At 55.2% G+C, this 17,373-nt stretch carries 15 protein-coding genes; 6 read left to right on the top strand and 9 right to left on the bottom strand.

Going from position 1 to position 17,373, the window contains the following annotated elements:
• The first annotated feature begins 59 nt into the window (after positions 1-59).
• Positions 60-740, top strand: a complete 681-nt coding sequence (locus tag IDSA_RS07525; RefSeq protein ID WP_034775626.1) for a type 1 glutamine amidotransferase domain-containing protein — start codon at positions 60-62, stop codon at positions 738-740.
• A gap of 95 nt (positions 741-835) precedes the next feature.
• Here the strand turns inward: IDSA_RS07525 and IDSA_RS07530 are convergent, their stop codons facing one another.
• Positions 836-1,216 (bottom strand): DUF4168 domain-containing protein, encoded by a 381-nt coding sequence (locus IDSA_RS07530; protein WP_034775628.1) that lies wholly within the window; start codon positions 1,214-1,216, stop codon positions 836-838.
• 161 nt (positions 1,217-1,377) lie between these two features.
• Between IDSA_RS07530 and IDSA_RS07535 the strand changes: the two genes are divergently transcribed.
• The gene (locus tag IDSA_RS07535; RefSeq protein WP_232221281.1) at positions 1,378-2,880 is read left to right on the top strand and encodes a sensor histidine kinase; all 1,503 of its coding nucleotides are present in this window, start codon (positions 1,378-1,380) and stop codon (positions 2,878-2,880) included.
• A complete protein-coding gene (locus IDSA_RS07540; protein WP_034775630.1) occupies positions 2,877-4,259 on the top strand; it encodes a sigma-54-dependent transcriptional regulator in 1,383 nt (460 codons plus the stop codon). Before IDSA_RS07535 ends, IDSA_RS07540 begins: the two co-directional genes overlap by 4 nt.
• On the opposite strand, the gene IDSA_RS07545 is transcribed toward IDSA_RS07540, so the two are convergent.
• The 3 genes from IDSA_RS07545 to IDSA_RS07555 form a co-directional block, all read right to left on the bottom strand.
• Positions 4,237-6,267 (bottom strand): TonB-dependent receptor family protein, encoded by a 2,031-nt coding sequence (locus IDSA_RS07545; RefSeq protein WP_034775632.1) that lies wholly within the window; start codon positions 6,265-6,267, stop codon positions 4,237-4,239. The two genes, IDSA_RS07540 and IDSA_RS07545, sit on opposite strands and share 23 nt — an antisense overlap.
• 19 nt (positions 6,268-6,286) lie before the next feature.
• Positions 6,287-7,435 carry a PQQ-dependent sugar dehydrogenase gene (locus IDSA_RS07550; RefSeq protein ID WP_034775634.1) on the bottom strand — a complete coding sequence of 383 codons (1,149 nt, stop codon included), beginning with the start codon at positions 7,433-7,435 and terminating at the stop codon, positions 6,287-6,289.
• Between the two features lie 86 nt (positions 7,436-7,521).
• Complete coding sequence (locus tag IDSA_RS07555; RefSeq protein WP_034775636.1) at positions 7,522-8,436, bottom strand: hydrogen peroxide-inducible genes activator; 915 nt, start codon at positions 8,434-8,436, stop codon at positions 7,522-7,524.
• A gap of 151 nt (positions 8,437-8,587) precedes the next feature.
• Here IDSA_RS07555 and IDSA_RS07560 point away from each other — a divergent pair, with 151 nt between their 5' ends.
• The 3 genes from IDSA_RS07560 (at position 8,588) to IDSA_RS07570 (ending at position 11,184) form a co-directional block, all read left to right on the top strand.
• Positions 8,588-9,133, top strand: a complete 546-nt coding sequence (locus IDSA_RS07560; RefSeq protein ID WP_034775638.1) for a peroxiredoxin — start codon at positions 8,588-8,590, stop codon at positions 9,131-9,133.
• Positions 9,134-9,213: 80 nt separating this feature from the next.
• Positions 9,214-9,741: a carboxymuconolactone decarboxylase family protein gene (locus tag IDSA_RS07565; RefSeq protein ID WP_034775640.1), complete on the top strand. Its 528-nt coding sequence runs from the start codon at positions 9,214-9,216 to the stop codon at positions 9,739-9,741.
• A 174-nt stretch (positions 9,742-9,915) separates the two neighbouring features.
• Positions 9,916-11,184: a Zn-dependent hydrolase gene (locus IDSA_RS07570; protein ID WP_034775642.1), complete on the top strand. Its 1,269-nt coding sequence runs from the start codon at positions 9,916-9,918 to the stop codon at positions 11,182-11,184.
• On the opposite strand, the gene IDSA_RS07575 is transcribed toward IDSA_RS07570, so the two are convergent.
• The 5 genes from IDSA_RS07575 to IDSA_RS07595 form a co-directional block, all read right to left on the bottom strand.
• On the bottom strand, positions 11,181-11,819 hold the full coding sequence (locus IDSA_RS07575; protein ID WP_034775644.1) for a response regulator: 639 nt from the start codon (positions 11,817-11,819) through the stop codon (positions 11,181-11,183). The genes IDSA_RS07570 and IDSA_RS07575 overlap by 4 nt on opposite strands.
• Positions 11,816-12,577 (bottom strand): sensor histidine kinase, encoded by a 762-nt coding sequence (locus tag IDSA_RS07580; RefSeq protein ID WP_051986164.1) that lies wholly within the window; start codon positions 12,575-12,577, stop codon positions 11,816-11,818. The genes IDSA_RS07575 and IDSA_RS07580 overlap by 4 nt, the downstream gene beginning before the upstream one ends.
• A complete protein-coding gene (locus IDSA_RS07585) occupies positions 12,525-15,530 on the bottom strand; it encodes a serine/threonine-protein kinase (RefSeq protein ID WP_034775646.1) in 3,006 nt (1,001 codons plus the stop codon). Before IDSA_RS07585 ends, IDSA_RS07580 begins: the two co-directional genes overlap by 53 nt.
• Positions 15,531-15,643: 113 nt before the next feature.
• Complete coding sequence (locus IDSA_RS07590) at positions 15,644-16,495, bottom strand: FHA domain-containing protein (protein ID WP_034775647.1); 852 nt, start codon at positions 16,493-16,495, stop codon at positions 15,644-15,646.
• 11 nt (positions 16,496-16,506) lie between these two features.
• The gene (locus IDSA_RS07595) at positions 16,507-17,328 is read right to left on the bottom strand and encodes a DUF6689 family protein (protein WP_034775649.1); all 822 of its coding nucleotides are present in this window, start codon (positions 17,326-17,328) and stop codon (positions 16,507-16,509) included.
• Between the last annotated feature and the right edge of the window lie 45 nt (positions 17,329-17,373).

Consider the following 17,373-nt stretch of genomic DNA (forward strand, 5'->3'; position numbering starts at 1 on the left):
AACGGCTGTAATGAGTCCCATTAAACTAGATGTACTCGCAAAAAGACAGGAGCACGTATATGAAAGTTTTGATTGTTCTTACGTCACACGATCGACTCGGCAAAACCGGCGAAATGACCGGATTCTGGGCTGAGGAGTTCGCCACTCCTTATTATGTATTAAAAGACGCGGGTGCTGAAGTCGCCCTGGCATCGCCCAAAGGTGGCCATGCGCCAATTGATCCAAAAAGCCAGCAAAGCAACGCACAAACCCCGGCTACCGTTCGCTTATTTGATGACGAAGATGCCATGGCGCAGGTTGCCACCACGCTGAAACTGAGCGAAGTGAACGCGGAAGATTTTGACGCGGTCTATTATCCTGGTGGGCATGGCCCGGTATGGGATTTAGCCGAAGATGAACGTTCAATTGACCTGATTGAGAATTTCTGGCGTCAGGGTAAGCCGGTGGCGGCGGTCTGTCATGGTCCGGCAGCGCTGGTAAATGCTAAAACGCGTGACGGTGACCCCATTGTTAAGGGGCGCCGGGTGACCTGCCTGACCAACAGTGAAGAAAAGGCGGCCGGCCTGGACCACGTTGTCCCATTTTTGGTTGAAGATAAGCTAAAAGAGTGTGGTGCCAAATTCGAGCGGGCTGCTGATTCCGAAGCTTGTGTGGTGGTCGACGGACAGCTTATTACGGGCCAGAATCCAGCCTCGTCAAGGAAGCTGGCGGCCGAACTTAAGAAGAAGCTAACCGCTTAATTCGGTAGCTATAAGAATCCGCCACAAGAAAAGGGCAGTCAGTTTTAAACTGACTGCCCTTTTTAGTTAGCGCGCTTTTTTGAAAGCCGGCTGGCTTATTCAGTCATCGCTTCTAAGCGAGTGCGCAGTTCTTCATCTTGCTGAACGCGCTGAACGATGGCGTTGTATTCCTGCGGAGATAAGCCGGAATCGTTAACGGCGCCAATCATTTCTTCCTGAGCCTGTTGCTGGATAGACTGTGCCTGTTCAGCATCCTGGGCATTCTGGAACTCTTCAGCATATTTGGAGCTAATTTTCTGGACTGCGTTCATGGCAGCGAGAAATTTTTCCAGCATCGAATCAGTAATTTCGATGTTTTGTTGTTGCGCAGCCATTTGCTGGTTTTGCGCGGCTTGTTGTGGTGCTGGCGCAGCCATAGCAACTGAAGAACCGGCGAACGCAGCGGCGATAGCAAGTGCGGTTAATGTGTTTTTCATAATGTCATTCTCCTTAAAGTAAATGTCGCCATGATCTAAGCAAGCCCTGTGCCAACTTTTTATTACTTGTAACATGCTGTTTTAAATGTACAAAAAAATGCGGTGTGAATTTGTAGAACACGCTATGTATACTATTGATACATATTGAGCAGGAGTGATGCGTGACAAAAAGATACAGATCACACCGCTGGGGGCTGTCGGGTTTACAACGAACTCTGCTGCTTTATGTGGTGTTGCCCATGTTGGTGCTATCCGGTTTGGCCATAGGTTTTGGTCTTGAGCGCGCCAGCGAACTGGAAGATGAACGCTTGCGTGGTGATCTGGAGCTGATCGGCCGGGCCATCCGCTTACCTGTTGCTGATGCATTGATGCAGGGCGATATTCAGGCCGTGCGCTCGAATCTGGACTCAGTATTCCGCATTGGCCGGGTTTACGGCGCTTCGGTATACGACACCCAGGGCACCTTGGTGGCCGCAGCCGGTATCGTTGAACGCGACTTAAGCGAGAGTATTCTGGCGGAGCAGGTGGTCCGTACCGGTGAGCAGCAAGACAGTTATCGTGAAGTGGCCGGGCGTGACGTATTCTCCCAGTTTCTGCCGATCAACGACCGCGGTGGTCGCATCATCGGCCTGTTGCAAATCACCCGACGGGCGCAGGATTTTGAGCAATCGTTTGCCCAGTTAAGTCGCATCGCTTGGGGCAGCTGGCTGATCGTTGCGGTGGCCACGGTAGCGATTCTGATTTTTGGTCATTACGGTGCCGTCGGCCGCCACATTGAAACTTTAGTCACCAGCATGCGCCGCGTCGCTCAGGGTGATCGCAAGCATCGCGCTGCGGTGCAGGGGCCGGGAGAGCTGCGCGAGGTGGCGGAAGGGCTTAACCGGATGCTCGATAGCATTGAGGCGGCGGAGCAGGAAATTGAAGCGCGTCGGGAACATGAGCAACAGCTGAACTATCAGTTACGGGAAAGTGAAAAGATGGCGGCCATCGGCCAGGTTGCCAGCGGCGTGGCCCATGAACTGGGTGCGCCCCTGACAGTTATCGACGGCCGGGCGCGGCGACTGCAGCAGGAACATCAAGACGTGGAATCGCAACGCCAGTTGACGGCGATACGAGGGCAGGTGCAGCGACTGACTAAGATGGTACGGCAACTGCTGGCCTTTAGCCGTACCCCGGTCACTGCCTGGCAGCCACTGAGCGTGCAGGAGCTGGTTCGTCAGGCACAGCTAAGCACCTCTTATGAATTCGAGCCCGATGGTCCGGCCATAACGGTCGATATGCCCACCGCCACCATCACTATCAGTGGCGACCCCCAGCGACTCGAGCTGGCACTGGTGAACCTGTTACGCAATGCGTTGCAGGCTGCCCGGCAGCAAGTCGTCATTGAAGTGCGCGAGCAAGTCCGTGACCAGAAGCAGCACGTTGTGATCCTGATCAGCGACGATGGCGCCGGTATTCCCGCCGATGCCGACCAGGATGAACTCATCAAGCCGTTTAAAACCACCAAAGCACAGGGTGAAGGCACCGGTCTGGGGCTGGCGATCGTGGCCCATATTATTGCCGACCATTGCGGTGAATTCGCGCTGCAGCCAGGGCCTGACGGCGGCTGTCAGGCGGTGGTTAGCCTGCCCCGGCCGACGCAAGCTGAGGAAACCTCAATATGAAAATATCCACGCTTAAACAGCGGCACCTGATTGCCGTGGTTGAGGACGATCCCGGCCTGCGTGAATTGCTGCAGGAAGAACTGGAAAGCGCCGGCTACCGGGTCATTGCCTTTGAAACCGCCGAACTCTTGTTGGTGCAGCTGGACGAGCAGTTCCCTGCGCTTATTATCAGTGACATCCGGCTGCCTGGCATGTCGGGGCTGGAACTTCTGGGACAATTGCAACAGCGTAACAGCCAGCCGCCGCTGATCCTGATCACCGCTTTTGGCACTGTTGACCAGGCCGTGGATGCATTGCGCCAGGGAGCAGACGACTTTCTGACCAAGCCGCTGGATCTGGAGCACCTGCTGGTGAGCGTTTCGCGGGTGCTGGACTACCATCAGCTGCGCAACGAAGTGGAAGCCTACCGGCGTTCCGTTAAAGCGGAGCAACAAGGGCCCGGCGGCATCATTGGTGCCAGCCGGGTGATGCGCCAGCTGTATTCGGAAATTGAACAAATTGCCGCAGCTGATGGCAGCGTCCTGATACTGGGTGAAAGTGGCACCGGTAAAGAGCTGGTCGCGCAAGCGCTGCATCAACTGAGCCAGCGCCGCGACGGGCCTTTTTTAGCGGTAAACTGCGCCGGCATCCCCAGCGAGTTGCTGGAAAGTGAATTCTTTGGCCATGCCGCCGGTGCTTTTACCGGTGCTCAGAAAGCCCGTGCCGGGCTGCTTAAAGAAGCGGACGGAGGCACCCTGCTGCTGGATGAAATTGGTGAAATGCCGCTGCCGCTGCAGGCTAAGTTACTGCGGGTATTACAGGAAGGCACCATGCGCCCGGTCGGCAGCGATCAGGAGGTGCGGGTAGACGTGCGGATCCTGGCGGCCACCCATCAGGATCTCGAGCAGCGCGTTGCTGGCGGCGAGTTCAGGGCTGACCTGTTTTACCGGCTGGAGACCTTTAGTTTGCACGTGCCGCCGTTGCGCCAGCGGGGCGACGACATTGAGTTGCTGGCCGAGCACTTTATTGACCAGTTGCAGCAACAGCAGCCCAAGTCGGTGCAGGGGTTATCTTCAGCGGCTCGCGATCTGCTGTACGCCTATCGTTTCCCCGGTAATGTGCGTGAACTGCAAAACGCCATTGAGCGGGCCTATACTTTCTGTGACGGTGAGTTTATTGAGCCGGCGCACCTGCCCGCGCGCTTGCGGCAGCAAGAAGCGCAGGAGGTGGCGGCGCCGGTCAGCGCGCCAGCCCACTGGCCTTCGATGCAGGAGTTACAGGCCGACTACGTAAGAAAAGTAATGGTTTATACGCAAGGGAATAAGCAGCAGGCCGCCCGCATTCTGGGCGTTACCCGCCGCACCTTATATCGCTGGCTTACCAACGATGACGAACACTGAAGCCGGCCTGTATTTCGCGGCCCACCCCGGGCTCAAAAGCGCGTCCGCTGCCCTGATTCACGACGACTGAACCAACGTAGTCACGGTCGCCCAGATTGTGAATTTTTAACCAGGGTTCAATTTCCAGCCCTTGCCAGTTAATCTGGCTGCTCAGCGCCAGATCCCACAGCGTGTGGCCCGGCGCCAGCACCGAGTTATCATCTGTGGCGGCGACATCACTGCGGTGGTCAGCAATCAGGCTGGCCTGAAGGGGGAACGTTGCCACCGGCCGGCTGGTCCAGTTCAGTTGCGCATATGCTTGCCGGCGCGCGACGCCAGGCAAGCGGTTGCCATTGGCATATTCTGCGTTCAGCCAGGTGGCAGAAAAACGGAGATCCCAGGCCGACGCAATCTGCCAGTTGCCTTCCACCTCAGCACCTTCGCGCTCCGTCTGGCCGGCATTAACGTAAGTCGTGCGGCCGTCTATGCTCTGATCCACCACAATTTCATCGTTGGTATCAATCACAAAAGCCGTCAGCTGCGCTCGTAACGCTGGGCTGCGCCATTTCAGCCCGGCCTCCCATTGCTGACTATGCGCCGGACCCAACTGTGTATTCAGCCCGGTGCCCTGCGGACTATAAGCGAGCTCGGTCAGTGTCGGCGTTTCAAATCCGCGACCGCGGGCGGCAAAAACACTGAGCCTGTCGCTGACCAGATAAGTCAGACCGAGATTCCAGCTCAGCGCATTCATATCCTGCGCGCCGCTATCATCAGGATTAACCGGATTGGTGTAGTAATCATCCACACTGAAGTCGACGGCGCTGTAGCGCAGCCCGGTCAGAAACCGCCATTGCTCCGCAGGCTGCCATTCAAGCAGGCCGTACAATGCCTGATTAGTCACTGTGCCCAGCTCGTCACGGCGCAGCTCGCCCCGCTGGCCAAAGTCATTCACATAGCCGAAGCGGCGATCTTTCTGCTCGGCGATGGTACCTCCCAGGGTCGCGGTAATCGGTAGTACCAGTTGCCAGTTATAGGCGGCATCAATACCGCTAAACTGGCGCTGCAGGTCAATGACGGCGCCAGAACTGGTGAGATCATCACCGGCAAAGGGCAAATACTGCTCGATATCACGCCAGCCACGCCAGGCACTGACATGCCAGCGGTTATCCAGAGTTTCTTGTTGCAGGCTCACCGACACTTGCTGGTGGTGAATCGACTTGCGGGTATTAAAGGTTTCAGCGCGGCTAAAGGTCTGGGTGGGATCGGTGCGCCAGTCCGCTGGGGTCAGGCTACCCGGATCCTGGAGTGAAGGCGCGTGATTGTCGTCGATGCGCAGCACCAGGCGTAGGGTATTGGTCAAATCATGATACCAGCGCAATGCCAGCTGATCGCGCTCGGCGCTGTTGTGTTCGCGCGGGCCATCGGTACGAAAGCGGGCACCGATTAAACGCAGCGCTTGATCATCGCCCACCAGGTCGCTTTGCAGCAGCAGGCGCGAGGTATCATTAGCGGCGCCCATGGCTTTGAGGGTCAACTGACTGGTCACCGGCGCGCGCGAGCGCCAGTCAATGACGCCACCAGCACCATTGCCATAAAGGGTTGCCAGCGGGCCGCGAATCACCTGAATCTGCTCGGGTTCATCGAGCAGAATACTTGAGGTCTGGGCCTGGCCATCGGGCATACTTAGCGGAATGCCGTCAAGCTGCAGCAACACGCCACGAACGCCAAAGGCTGAGCGGGCACCAAAGCCCCGTAAGGTAATACGGGTATCCTGAGCATAGTTGGCGCGGCTGTCGGCCTGCACACTTGCGATACCGCCCAATAACTCAGCCGCATCAATTCGCAGACCCGGTGGTTGTTCTGCGACGTTCAGGCTGGTGACGGCCGCGGGAATTTCGCGGTTTAACTGGACGGCTGAACCTGTTATTTCAATCACTTCAGTCGCCGGTACGGGTTGCTCCTGCGCGGTGGCAGAAAAAGCGACGCTGGCCATAGCCAGCGTCAGTACAGCAGTATAATCAGACAACATAGTTTGTCGGCTACCCCAATTAGTTGGCGGGTTTGATCTGAATCAGTTCAGCGTCTTTGGGTTGATCCGTGATGACATAAATATAGCCATCGGGACCTTGTTCGATGTCGCGAATGCGCTTGCCAATAGCCTCATCAAACAGGGTTTCTTCATGCATGACGCGCTCGCCTTCCAGGTCGATACGGGCCACGTGCGAGCCGCGTAATGCGGCCACAAAGAGATCGCCCTGCCAGTCAGGAAATTTATCGCCGGTATAGAAGATAATATCGGATGTGGCGATGGACGGAACCCAGTAGTAATGGGGTTGTTTAGCGCCTTCTAAATGGGTCTTTTTACTGATAATAGTCCCATCATAATCGACGCCATAGGTGGCTTCCGGCCAGCCGTAGTTTTCTCCGGCGAGGGAAATATTGATTTCATCGCCGCCTTTGGGGCCATGTTCACTTATCCACAGCTCACCGGTTTGCGGATGAATCGCTGCACCCTGCACGTTGCGGTGTCCGTAGGACCAGATCGTATCCAGCGCGTCATCCCGGTCCACGAAGGGGTTATCTTCCGGTACGCTGCCGTCTGGCCAGATACGAACCACTTTACCGTGATGGTTATCCAGTAGTTGGGCATCATCCATCGCGGAATAACGGTCACCAAGGGTAATAAACAGGTGCCCCTCAGGCGAGAACACCAAGCGCGAGCCAAAGTGGGCGTTGCTCTCGTATTTGGGCACACCGCGGAAAATAACTTCAACATTCTGCAGGCTGTCGCCCGCCAGTTCGGCCCGCGCTACCGCAGTACTATTACCGGTGCCGCCATCCTGCGCTGCTTCCGAGTAGCTCAGGTAGATCATGTTGTTGTTGGCAAAATCCGGATCCAGGGTAACGTCTAGCAGGCCGCCCTGCCGCTCCGCGACCACTTCAGGTACGTTCTTGATGGGATCGCTGATGGTGCCGTCCAGGCTGACCTTATGCAGGTCTCCGCCACGCTCGGTGATCAGCAGATCGCCCGAGGGCAGAAAAGTCATGCCCCAGGGGTGGCTTAAGCCCGAAGCCAGCGTATTGATGCTGACTTTATGGCGTTCGGTGGACACCTCTTCAGCAGCGACGGGCGCCAGTGCTGTGGGCAGCTGGCTTAAGGTAAGAATGGCGGTGGCCAGAACTGTTTTCTTCATCATAGTGTGTGCTCCTGGTAACTGTCTGCAGACTAAGTGGGCAAAACCAAAGTTACTCTAATATAGGCTAAATTTGCTGTTCGCACGAGTTAGCTTAAGGTCGGCTCCGGCAATAATGCGGCGATCGACTCGGCCAGCTTGCGGAACGTCTGCCGGCGACTGGTCGTTGCCCGGTAAACCAGCCCAATCTCCCGTGCGGCCTGGTGTCCTGAAGGTTTCAGCGCCACCAGGTCAGTACCATTTAAAATGCCCCGATCAATGGCCATCTGCGGTAAAAAGGTCGCGCCTAAGCGGGCATCCGCTATTTGCACCAGGCTGTGCAGGCTGGTCGCGGTAAAGGGGTTAATCTTCGCTGAGTCAGCCAGCTCACAGGCGGCTACGGCGTGGCCGGTCAGGCAGTGCTCGCGTTCCAGCAGAAAGATTGACTGATCCGGAAGCTGGTTATAAATCACCGGCTCGCTCAGGTCGCTTGCTAACTGTTTATGCATGACCAGCTTGAATGGATCACGCCCCAGTACGTAGCTCAGATTACCCTGCAAGTCGATCGGTAACGCCAGCACCAGCGCATCAAGTTCGCCGTTGCGCAGGTGCAACAATAGATTACTGGTGGTGTCCTCGCGGAAGTTAAGCTGCAGTTTGGGGTACTGGCGTTGTAAGGATTTGCTTAGATCACCCAGTAAAAAGGGCGCGATGGTGGGGATACAGCCTAACCGCATCGGGCCTTCCATCAGTTTGCCCTGGCTTTGGGCGAAGTTCAGCAATTCTTCGGTCGAGGTGAGAATTTGCCGGGCCTGATCGACCACCTGCTCACCCATGCTGGTGAACAAAAAGGATTTATGGTCGCGTTCAATCAGCTGGCAGCCCAATTGCTCTTCCAGATTCTGGATGCCACTGCTCAGGGTGGACTGGCTGACATGAGAGGCCTCTGCAGCACGGTTAAAGTTCTGGTGCTGATGCAGCGCCAGCAGATAACTCAGATTCTTCAGACTCGGCAATTTGCTCATCGGTCTATTCCACTTTAATTGGTATTACCGATTATGATAATCCGTTTTATTCGTTTTAACAAATAAGGCATGCGGCTTATTATGCTCTCCGACTCGAGGCGAAAGCGCTTCAGAATTTGATAACTACCCTTTATCCACAAGGAGAACGTATATGTTAACAGTAGGCGATAAATTACCAGAGTTTTCGGTTGTAGCAGCAAAGCCTGGCTTTAACCTGCCGGAAGAAAATGGCGAAAGCGCATTTGAAACCATCACCAACGAAAGCTTCTCGGGTAAATGGAAAATTATTTACTACTACCCGAAAGATTTCACCTTTGTATGCCCGACGGAAATCGTTGAGTTCGCGAAGCTGAATGACGAATTTGCTGACCGTGACGCAGTGGTCATGGGTGGCAGCACCGATAACGAGTTTGTGAAGCTGGCATGGCGTCGTGAACACCCGGATCTGAAAAACCTGCAACAGTATTCATTTGCTGATTCAGGTGCGCTGATCGATGGCCTGGGTATCCGCGACAAAGTTGAAAACGTAGCCCTGCGTGCGACCTTCATCGTTGACCCGCACAACGTGATTCAACACGTTTCTGTGAACAACCTGAATGTTGGCCGTAACCCAACTGAAGTGCTGCGTATTTTAGACAGCCTGCAAACTGACGAACTGTGCCCATGTAACCGCGCAGTTGGTGGCGAGACCCTGTAAGCGGGCATCACTCCCCTACTTTTGGTGATGTCCTTTGAGGTGCCACGCTTGTGGCACCTCTTTTTTCCAAGGAGATTTTTATGAGCATTGCAGATTATAAACAGCAGCTCGGTGAGCACGGTAAAGATACCAAACTCAACCTGTCGAGTATTTTCGGTAATGTCGATACCTCTGGTATGACTCCGACCCAATTCTACGGCACCGCCCTGGCCCTGGCCTATTCAATTGGCGATGCTGAGTTAATCGCTGCGGTTCAGGCCGAAGCGGAAGGCAAGATCGAAGCCAATGTAGACAGCGCAGCAAAACTGGCTGCCACGCTGATGGCGATGAATAACATCTACTATCGGTTTGTGCATCTGAGCACCGATAAACAATTCGCCAAACTGCCAGCCGGGTTGCGGATGAATGCGATGGCGAACCCTGGTGTTGAGAAGGCTGACTTTGAACTTTATTCACTGGCAGTTTCGGCGCTGAACGGTTGCGGTATGTGCATTGACTCGCACGTAGGCGTATTGCTTAAGCATAATATTTCGGCGCAGGCTATTCAGCATTCGATCAAAATGGCCGCGGTACTGAACGCAGCGGCAACAGCCCGGCGTATAGGCTAAAGATATTGTCATAACACTGTCATTTATGGCGGTTAAGCTACTCCTGATTTCCCTGTGAACTGGTTGTTATAACCCTTTAACCCGGACCATTTTGTGGTTCGGGTTTTTTTTCGCCTACACTTAGTACTCAATACTTTAAGTAACCGGCTGCGGAACCTGCAGCTGAGAGGTGCTATGCAAATCAATGGCGAACGACTCAAAGCGAATTTAATCGAGCTATCCCGGATAGGCTATAACGAGGCCGACCGCGGCATTTACCGGGTTGGCTTTAGCGATGCCGATATGCAAAGCCGGCAATGGCTGCAGGAAAAAGTAAGAAAACTTGGCTGGGACACCTATATGGACGGGGCCGGCAATGTATTCTTCGGTAACCAGCCGCTGGATAAGCCAGCGGTGCTGATGGGCTCGCATATTGATACCGTGCCCGCAGGCGGCATGTTTGATGGCGCCTTAGGGGCGATAGCGGCGTTGGAAGTGCTGCAGACTATTGAAGACGCCGGGGTGGAGCTGGATAGCCCGGTGTGGGGCGTGGCCACGGCTGAGGAAGAGGGCCGCTTTGGTGGCATGCTTGGCTCGCAGGCGATAACGGGGACGCTGAATCCCGACTGGCTGTTGTCTGCCCATGATGCCGATGGCGTAACCTTAAAAGAAGCGATGGGGCTGCAGGGGCTGGATGTGATGAAAGCGCTGGATGCCGCCTGGCAGCCCGAGCAACTGAAGGCTTTTCTTGAACTGCATATTGAACAGGGCCCGGTCCTGTTCCAGAAAGACCAGCAGATTGGCGTGGTTGATGGCATCTCCGGAGTGTTTAAATGGATTGTGCACCTTAAAGGCAAGGCCGATCATGCCGGTACCGCACCGATGGATATGCGCAGTGATGCGTTCTCCGGGCTGGCGGATTTTGCCCATGAGATTGAGCGTATTATTAACGAAAATGGCACTGATAAAACCCGGATTACTGTTGGTAAAGTCGAGCTGAAGCCCGGCCATCCGCATACGGTGCCCGGCGAAGCGATATTTACTATTGTCGGCCGTGATATGCATGAAGATGTGATGAAAGAACTTGCCCGAGCCTGTCACAAAACCCTGTCGGCTATCGCCCGTAAGCACCGCCTGAAGTTCGAATATGAAGAAGTGAGCTGGCTGGAGCCTAAGCTGTGTTCAGAGCGCTTAACGGATCTGATCGAGGAGCAGGTGAAAGGGCGTGGCTTCAGCTATTTGCGGATGCCCAGCGGAGCTGGTCACGACACCCAGTTCTTTACCGATATTACCGACGCCGGACTGATTTTTATCCCTTCTGTAAACGGTGTTAGTCACGCCCCCGATGAGTGGTCGCACTGGCATGATGTGGAAGCTGGCACCAATGTACTGCTGGATACCGTGCTGGCCCTGTCGGTCGGCGAGCAGGGTGAAGCTTTCGGTCGCAAGCGCGGCCGCAACTAAGGCTCGAGCAAACCGCGCTTCGCTGCGAAATGAATGAGTTCTACGGTATTCGAGGCGCTGAGTTTCCGGAGTACCTTGCCGCGGTGGTTTTCCGCCGTCTTTGGCGACATTGCCAGCAGGTTGGCGATTTCGCGGGTGGAGCGCCCGGCCACCACCAGAAAAAACACTTCTCGCTCACGGCGTGTCAGCACATCCAGCGATGGGCCAGCTGTTTCGCCGGCAGCCGGGTTGGTCGCATCGCTGCCATTTGCTGTTTGCGGAAACCAGGTCTTACCGCCAATCACCCTTAAGATCACTTGCGTCAGTTGCTCCGTGGTCGCGTCTTTAAAAACATAGCCGCGGGCGCCGCCCCTGCGGATTGCGTCTATATATTCCATTTCGTTGTGCATGCTCAGGGCAATGATCTTGCTATCTGGTCGCTGTTGCAGGATTTTGTCCAGCGCCACAAAGCCATTCATTTTTGGCATCGATATATCCATCAGGATCACGTCGGCGGCCACATTAAGGGCAGCTTGGTATAGCTCAGTGCCATCAGCACACTGGCAGACGACACGAAATTGTCCAGTTGCTTCCAGTGCCTGGGCGATCGCGTTGCGTACCAGCGTATGGTCATCAGCCAGGATCAGCCTGATCATAATACCTCCGGCGAAAAGGCCGTGCCCGGTTGCTGGTACGCAAGGCAGACGGAAATCTGGCAACCGTTGCCGGGTGAGCTACTTACGCTGATGTCGGCGCCGAAGGCCTTGCAGCGATCGCGCATACTCTGCAAACCAATACCTGGCTGCGTTGCGCTGGCCGCAAAGCCCTTGCCGTCATCCAGTAAATCCAGGCGTAAACTATCAGAGGCCTGGTGCAGATAAATCGAGAACTGCTGAGCGCCAGCATGTTTTACGGTATTCACCATGGCTTCCTGGATAAGCCGGAACAGAAAGATTTGCAGGTCCATCTCAAGATCGGCGGGGATATCCAGCTCGGGCTGACAGCGGATGCCTGCAGGTTGCAGCAGCTGGCGGTCCAGCCACGATATCGCGGCGGCTAAACCTAGGTCAGTGAGTACGGTTGGGTGCATGAGTCGCGATAACGACCGAATACTTTCGACTGCGTCGCTGGCGGTCTCATATAAAGGGGTCAGCGCGGGATCCGCCGCGGCACTCTGCCCGAGCTGCGTTTTCAGGCCGGTCAGTAACTGGCCGACACCATCGTGAAGTTCGCGCGATAAGCGTGCCCGTTCATGCTCCTGCTGTAGCCATAACCGGCGCGCCAAAGTCTGCAAGGCGTTTTGCTCATGGCGCAGTTGCTCGCGCAGCGCTTCCTGCTGCGTTCGCATCTGCCGCACCAGCTCAAGGAGCTCGGCGGGCGGCAAATTCTTGGTAGGCTTGTCGTTGCTCATCATTCATCAGCCCGTATAGGCGTTGTAGGGCGCTGGCGGCAAGCACATCTGCCTCGCTACCAGGTAGCTCGGTGTAATACTCAAAGTTGCGCCAGTATAGGGGATAACGCGCCAGCTGTGCACGCAGAGTTTGCTGCACAGCGCTCTTGCTCTGTGCGGCCAGATAGGCGAGATAAGCTTCGTACATAGCCGGGCTGATGATTTGCTCCAGCCGCGGCCAGATGGCGTGATCGGCTGGCAAGGTAAAGCGACCTGCCAGATCAGCTAAAATTCTGGCTTCGGAAATGCGCGATACTGACCGGTTCAGAACACTATCGATAAGTAATAACCCACTGGTGTGGGCGTCGTACGCATTGGCTTGCAATTGCTGACGTACCAGCAACCACTGGTAATACAATTCCTGCTCAACATTAAACTCGGGCGCCAGCGGCGCAAGTTCCGCCAGATACTTATTGAGTAGTTCATGCTGGTGCAAACTAACGGCTATTTCGGCGGCCCACAGCAAGCTCTCGGTAACCGCCCGGTTGTCGTTAATTCGCTCGGCTATAGATATGGCCTGCGAGATATTTTCTGCGGCCACTGCGACCCGGCTTTGTGCGAAGTTAAGCCTGCTGAGCTGGAGGTAGGTGGCGAACTCTGCCTCCGGGCTAATATCCTGATGGGCCAGAATTTGGGCCAGCAGTTGTTCGGCCTGCTGAAACTGGCCGCGGATCACCAGTAATTGGGCCAGGTTAATCTGGGTGCTATGCAGTACCGCGGTTTCTTCCATATCTTCGAGAGCCTGAAGTGCCTGGCGCCAGTAGACTTCAGCCAGACTAAAGTCGCCGAGCAAGAAATGAATAAAAGCGACGTTATTAATGCTCTGGCTTTGCTGGTAATCGTCTCCCGCCTGCAGCCGGATATCCAGGGCTGTTTTGTAGTGCGCCAGTGCTTCTGTGTAAAAGCCTTGCTCTTCCATCAGTAAGCCACGCTCATTTTCAATGTGAGCGACACCCAGCGAATCATTTAACGCAGCAACCAGTTTCTGTGCTTCCTGTAAGTTTTGGTCCGCCTGCTGGTAGTTACCCTCAATGGCCTGAACTGTAGCCAGATTCGACAAGGTAGTGACGCGATCCGATGGTGCCGACTCGGCAGTTCGATAGGTCAGCGCTTCGCTAAAATAGTCGGCGGCCGTACTGAACTGTGCCAGGCGTAGATGAGCCACCCCAAAAGCATTCAATACCAAGCCCTGACCCGCGGCATCTTCACTCTGACGAAAACGTACCAGTGCCTGCAGTAACTCGTTATCCAGCGCCGGACGGATATCGCCCTGAATAATCTTGATCTTAGCAAGTTCGAACCACCACATGGCCTGGCTGGGATCGCCGGCCACCGCTTGCTGGTAGTAGCTCTTTGCTTCACTGAGATCATTGGTTGCAAATGCCAGGGCAGCGCGTTCAGCGAGTAAGTCAGGCCGGTTAGGATAGTCAGCGAGTAACTTATCGAGTACGGTCGCAGCTTGCTCGTAGTTGCCTTTGCTGGCTGCCAGCAATGCATCGCCCCGCAACAGCCAGAAGCGGCCGGCATCGGCTTCTTTAAGGCGGTTAAGTAGTACCAGTGCCTGCTCTTGGTCGCCATCAGCAAGCGCGTGCTGAATAGCTTGCAACAAGGTGGCAGTGGACTCGTCAAGTTCAAGCGGTACCGCACTCTGATCCAGTTCCTCCGACAAGGTCTCAAGAATCAGCCCCGGTACTGCTGCCAGCCGGTTAGTGGCCAGGTCGAAACTGGTGTTTATCAGCACCCGATCGCCGGGGGCCTCGGTAACTAACAGGTGAATGAGGTTATCCTGACCAAGCTGCCGACGGCTTAGCACCACTAACAGATTGCTGTTCATTAGTTCCGCCAGACGCTCGCGATCGCGCTGTGAACTGGCTGGCGCGATCGCCAGATTATTCTGGATCTGCCGTACCTGCCTGACATCAAGGGCATAGACGCTGGGTAGCGACTGCAGTGAAAGTTGTGTGAATTCAGCGACATCAAGTAACTCTTGATCCGCCGAATCGGTGGTGATGGCGATTACTGTCGCTGCTTGCTCGGTAACGGCGGGAACCGGCAGGGTGTTTTGTTGTTGCCACAGCAGCACGCCAATAACGGCTAACACCGCGACACCGGCGGCCCAGCCGAGCATCGCCATCCGGTTGGCGGTGGCGGATTGCAAGAGATCACGACAGGCGGCAATTGAAAGCCGCTGATGCGGTTGAGGGTGTTGCAGCCCCACCGCGATACGCTGGCGGCGCATGCGCCAGCCAGAAAACCGGCGGGGCCGCTCAGCGGCGGTCAGCGCACTTAGCATTTCTGCCATGATCTTGCCCGCCGCATAGCGATCACTGGCAGCTGACAGATTGCCCGACTCCTTCACTTCCGGCGCCAGAAACTCGCTGGTGCCTGCCGTTTGTAACGGCGCCGCCAGGTGTTTACCAATGCCAAAGTCAACCAGCACCAGTTCATTCTGGTCATTGATCATCAGGTTAGCAGGCTTGATGTCACCGTGAACAATTTCAGCTTCGTGGCAGATTTGCAACGCATCGAGCAACTGACTGAACCAGCGATCAAGCTGGACTGGTTCGACACCCTGTTCCAATATTGCCGACAGCGACTGGCCAGATACCAGGGCCATGGTGAAAAAGACGTAGTCCTGTGTCTGATAAAATTCATAAATGCGTACGATGTGGGGGTTGTTCAGTTGCCGCGCTAGTAAGACTTCATTGCGCATGCTGTCGACTTCAGCCTGGGCCAGCCGGTGGGTGGTTAGCACGACCTTCAGCGCGACATCGATACCCAATACCTGGTCATAAGCGCGATAGACCTGCGCCTGGCCACCATGACCGAGCAACTCGATGATTTTAAAGCGCTCAGCCAAAAGCAAGCCCGCCGGCAGGCGCGCAGCGCCTTGCAGGGGCTGGGTATCATTGTTCACAGTAGTCGATCGCGAGTCATCCTGAACCAAGGCCGGCACGCTCCGTTACAGCTCAATGTAGGATAACTACAAAGTATCACAGATAAACCGGGGCATGAATTATTTCAAATCGCTCAGGCGTACTGCTGATGCAGGCGGGATTCCAGCTGCTCCAGTTGCTCGTCAATACTGGCCAGTGACAGGTGCATGGCCAGTTGCCGAGCAAAGGCCTGAAGTAAATCAATGTCCTGCTGCGTGAAGAGGTGGTGATCATGCAGGCTGTCAGCATAAAAAACCGCAATAACCTGACCGGCCTGAAGCACCGGACAGGCAATCGCTGCTTTAATGCGGTGGCGCTGCACACTGGGCTGATGCTGCAGGTGTTGGTGAGTCTGCGCGTTGTTTGCTGCTATCGGCACAGCGGCTTTGGCGGCCTGGCGTATCAAGGTGGTTGATCCGCTGAAACTGCCGTCATCAAGCCATTCCGGGTAGCCCCGGCAGGCCTGTATTGAGGTGTCGGTATCGAGAAAAATGAGTGCCGCCCGGTCACTGTTGAGCAATGGCATCGCTGTGCGCCGGGCACTATCAAGCATGGCGGCAACTGAGCCGGCAGCTGCGCACTGTTGCAGTGCGGACTGCACACGCTTTTGCAGCCATGCGGCATGGTTAATATCCGTGGTCAGCTCACGATGGCTTAGCGGGGTCAGCTGGAAATCCAGTGAACCCAGTGTTACCAGCATCGGACCGTCAAGCTGAATCCGGGTCTGACGCTGGCCGTTGATAAAGGTGCCGTTACTGCTATTTAAATCGGTTAGCTGCCAGCTTTCACCATCGTAGCGAAGATGGGCATGGCGCCGGGAAACATCGGCATGATCAACATGAATATCGCACTGCGGATCGCGTCCAAGCAAATAGCCACGCTGCTCAAATAAGGTCGCTTTAGGTACAAAGCGATCACGATAGAGTATCTGGCAGTTAACGGGCATGGCGCACCTGCTTAGTGGATCCGCAAGCTGTAACGTAGCGTGCGACTGATACTTAGCAGGCGGCCGCGGACGTTAATGACGTCGTCCGAAGAGCGCCAGACATCGGGATACAGCACACCATCATCAAGCTCCAGCACACGAATCAGTTCATTTACGGCGGTACTTGCCTGCACCAGTTGACTCTGTGCAACTGCGTCGGCGATATCCTGCACCAGAGTAGTCAGTTGCAGTTCGGCATCGTAGCTCAGCTGTTGCTGCACCGAACTGGTAAAGCTCTGTAACTGAGTCACTTTTTCATTGATGACAGTCAGGTTGCTGCGCAAGTCTACCAATACGACAAAGTCGGAGAACTGGCCGCCACTACCACGCACACGGTAACTACCGGCGCCGGTCATAGTAGTAATATCCTGGAAGCTCTCGTTGCCATGCGCATGAAACAGCCGCAGCGGTGTTCCTTCGGTGTAATGCAGCGTCTTGGTATACAGCTCGATATCCGCTGTACCGCTAAAGGCAAAGCCCCTGGCGGGATCCGGTTCAACCGAGATAAGCACCGGAAACGCTGACGGTAATGATGTCAGCAAGCTGTCCGGTAAGCGGTTCACAATGCGGGGGTCAGTCAGACTGATCAGCTCAGCATTGATAGTGAAGTTTTGCGGGGTGAGTCCAACGGCATTACCAAAACCGATAGAGAAATCGAGACTAACCGCCGGCGATAAATTAATTTCGGCCTTTACTGAATGCGCAGCCTGATTGAATTTCACATCAATCGTGGTGGCGCTGACCGCAGCTGGCAGGAACAAAGCTGACAGCAATATAAAGCGTAAAAACGTCATAGTCGTGCCCTCACAGGTTGTTACATTTTGATACAAATTTAATTC

The sequence above is a fragment of the Pseudidiomarina salinarum genome, assembly GCF_000753715.1.
Lineage (GTDB): Bacteria > Pseudomonadota > Gammaproteobacteria > Enterobacterales > Alteromonadaceae > Pseudidiomarina > Pseudidiomarina salinarum.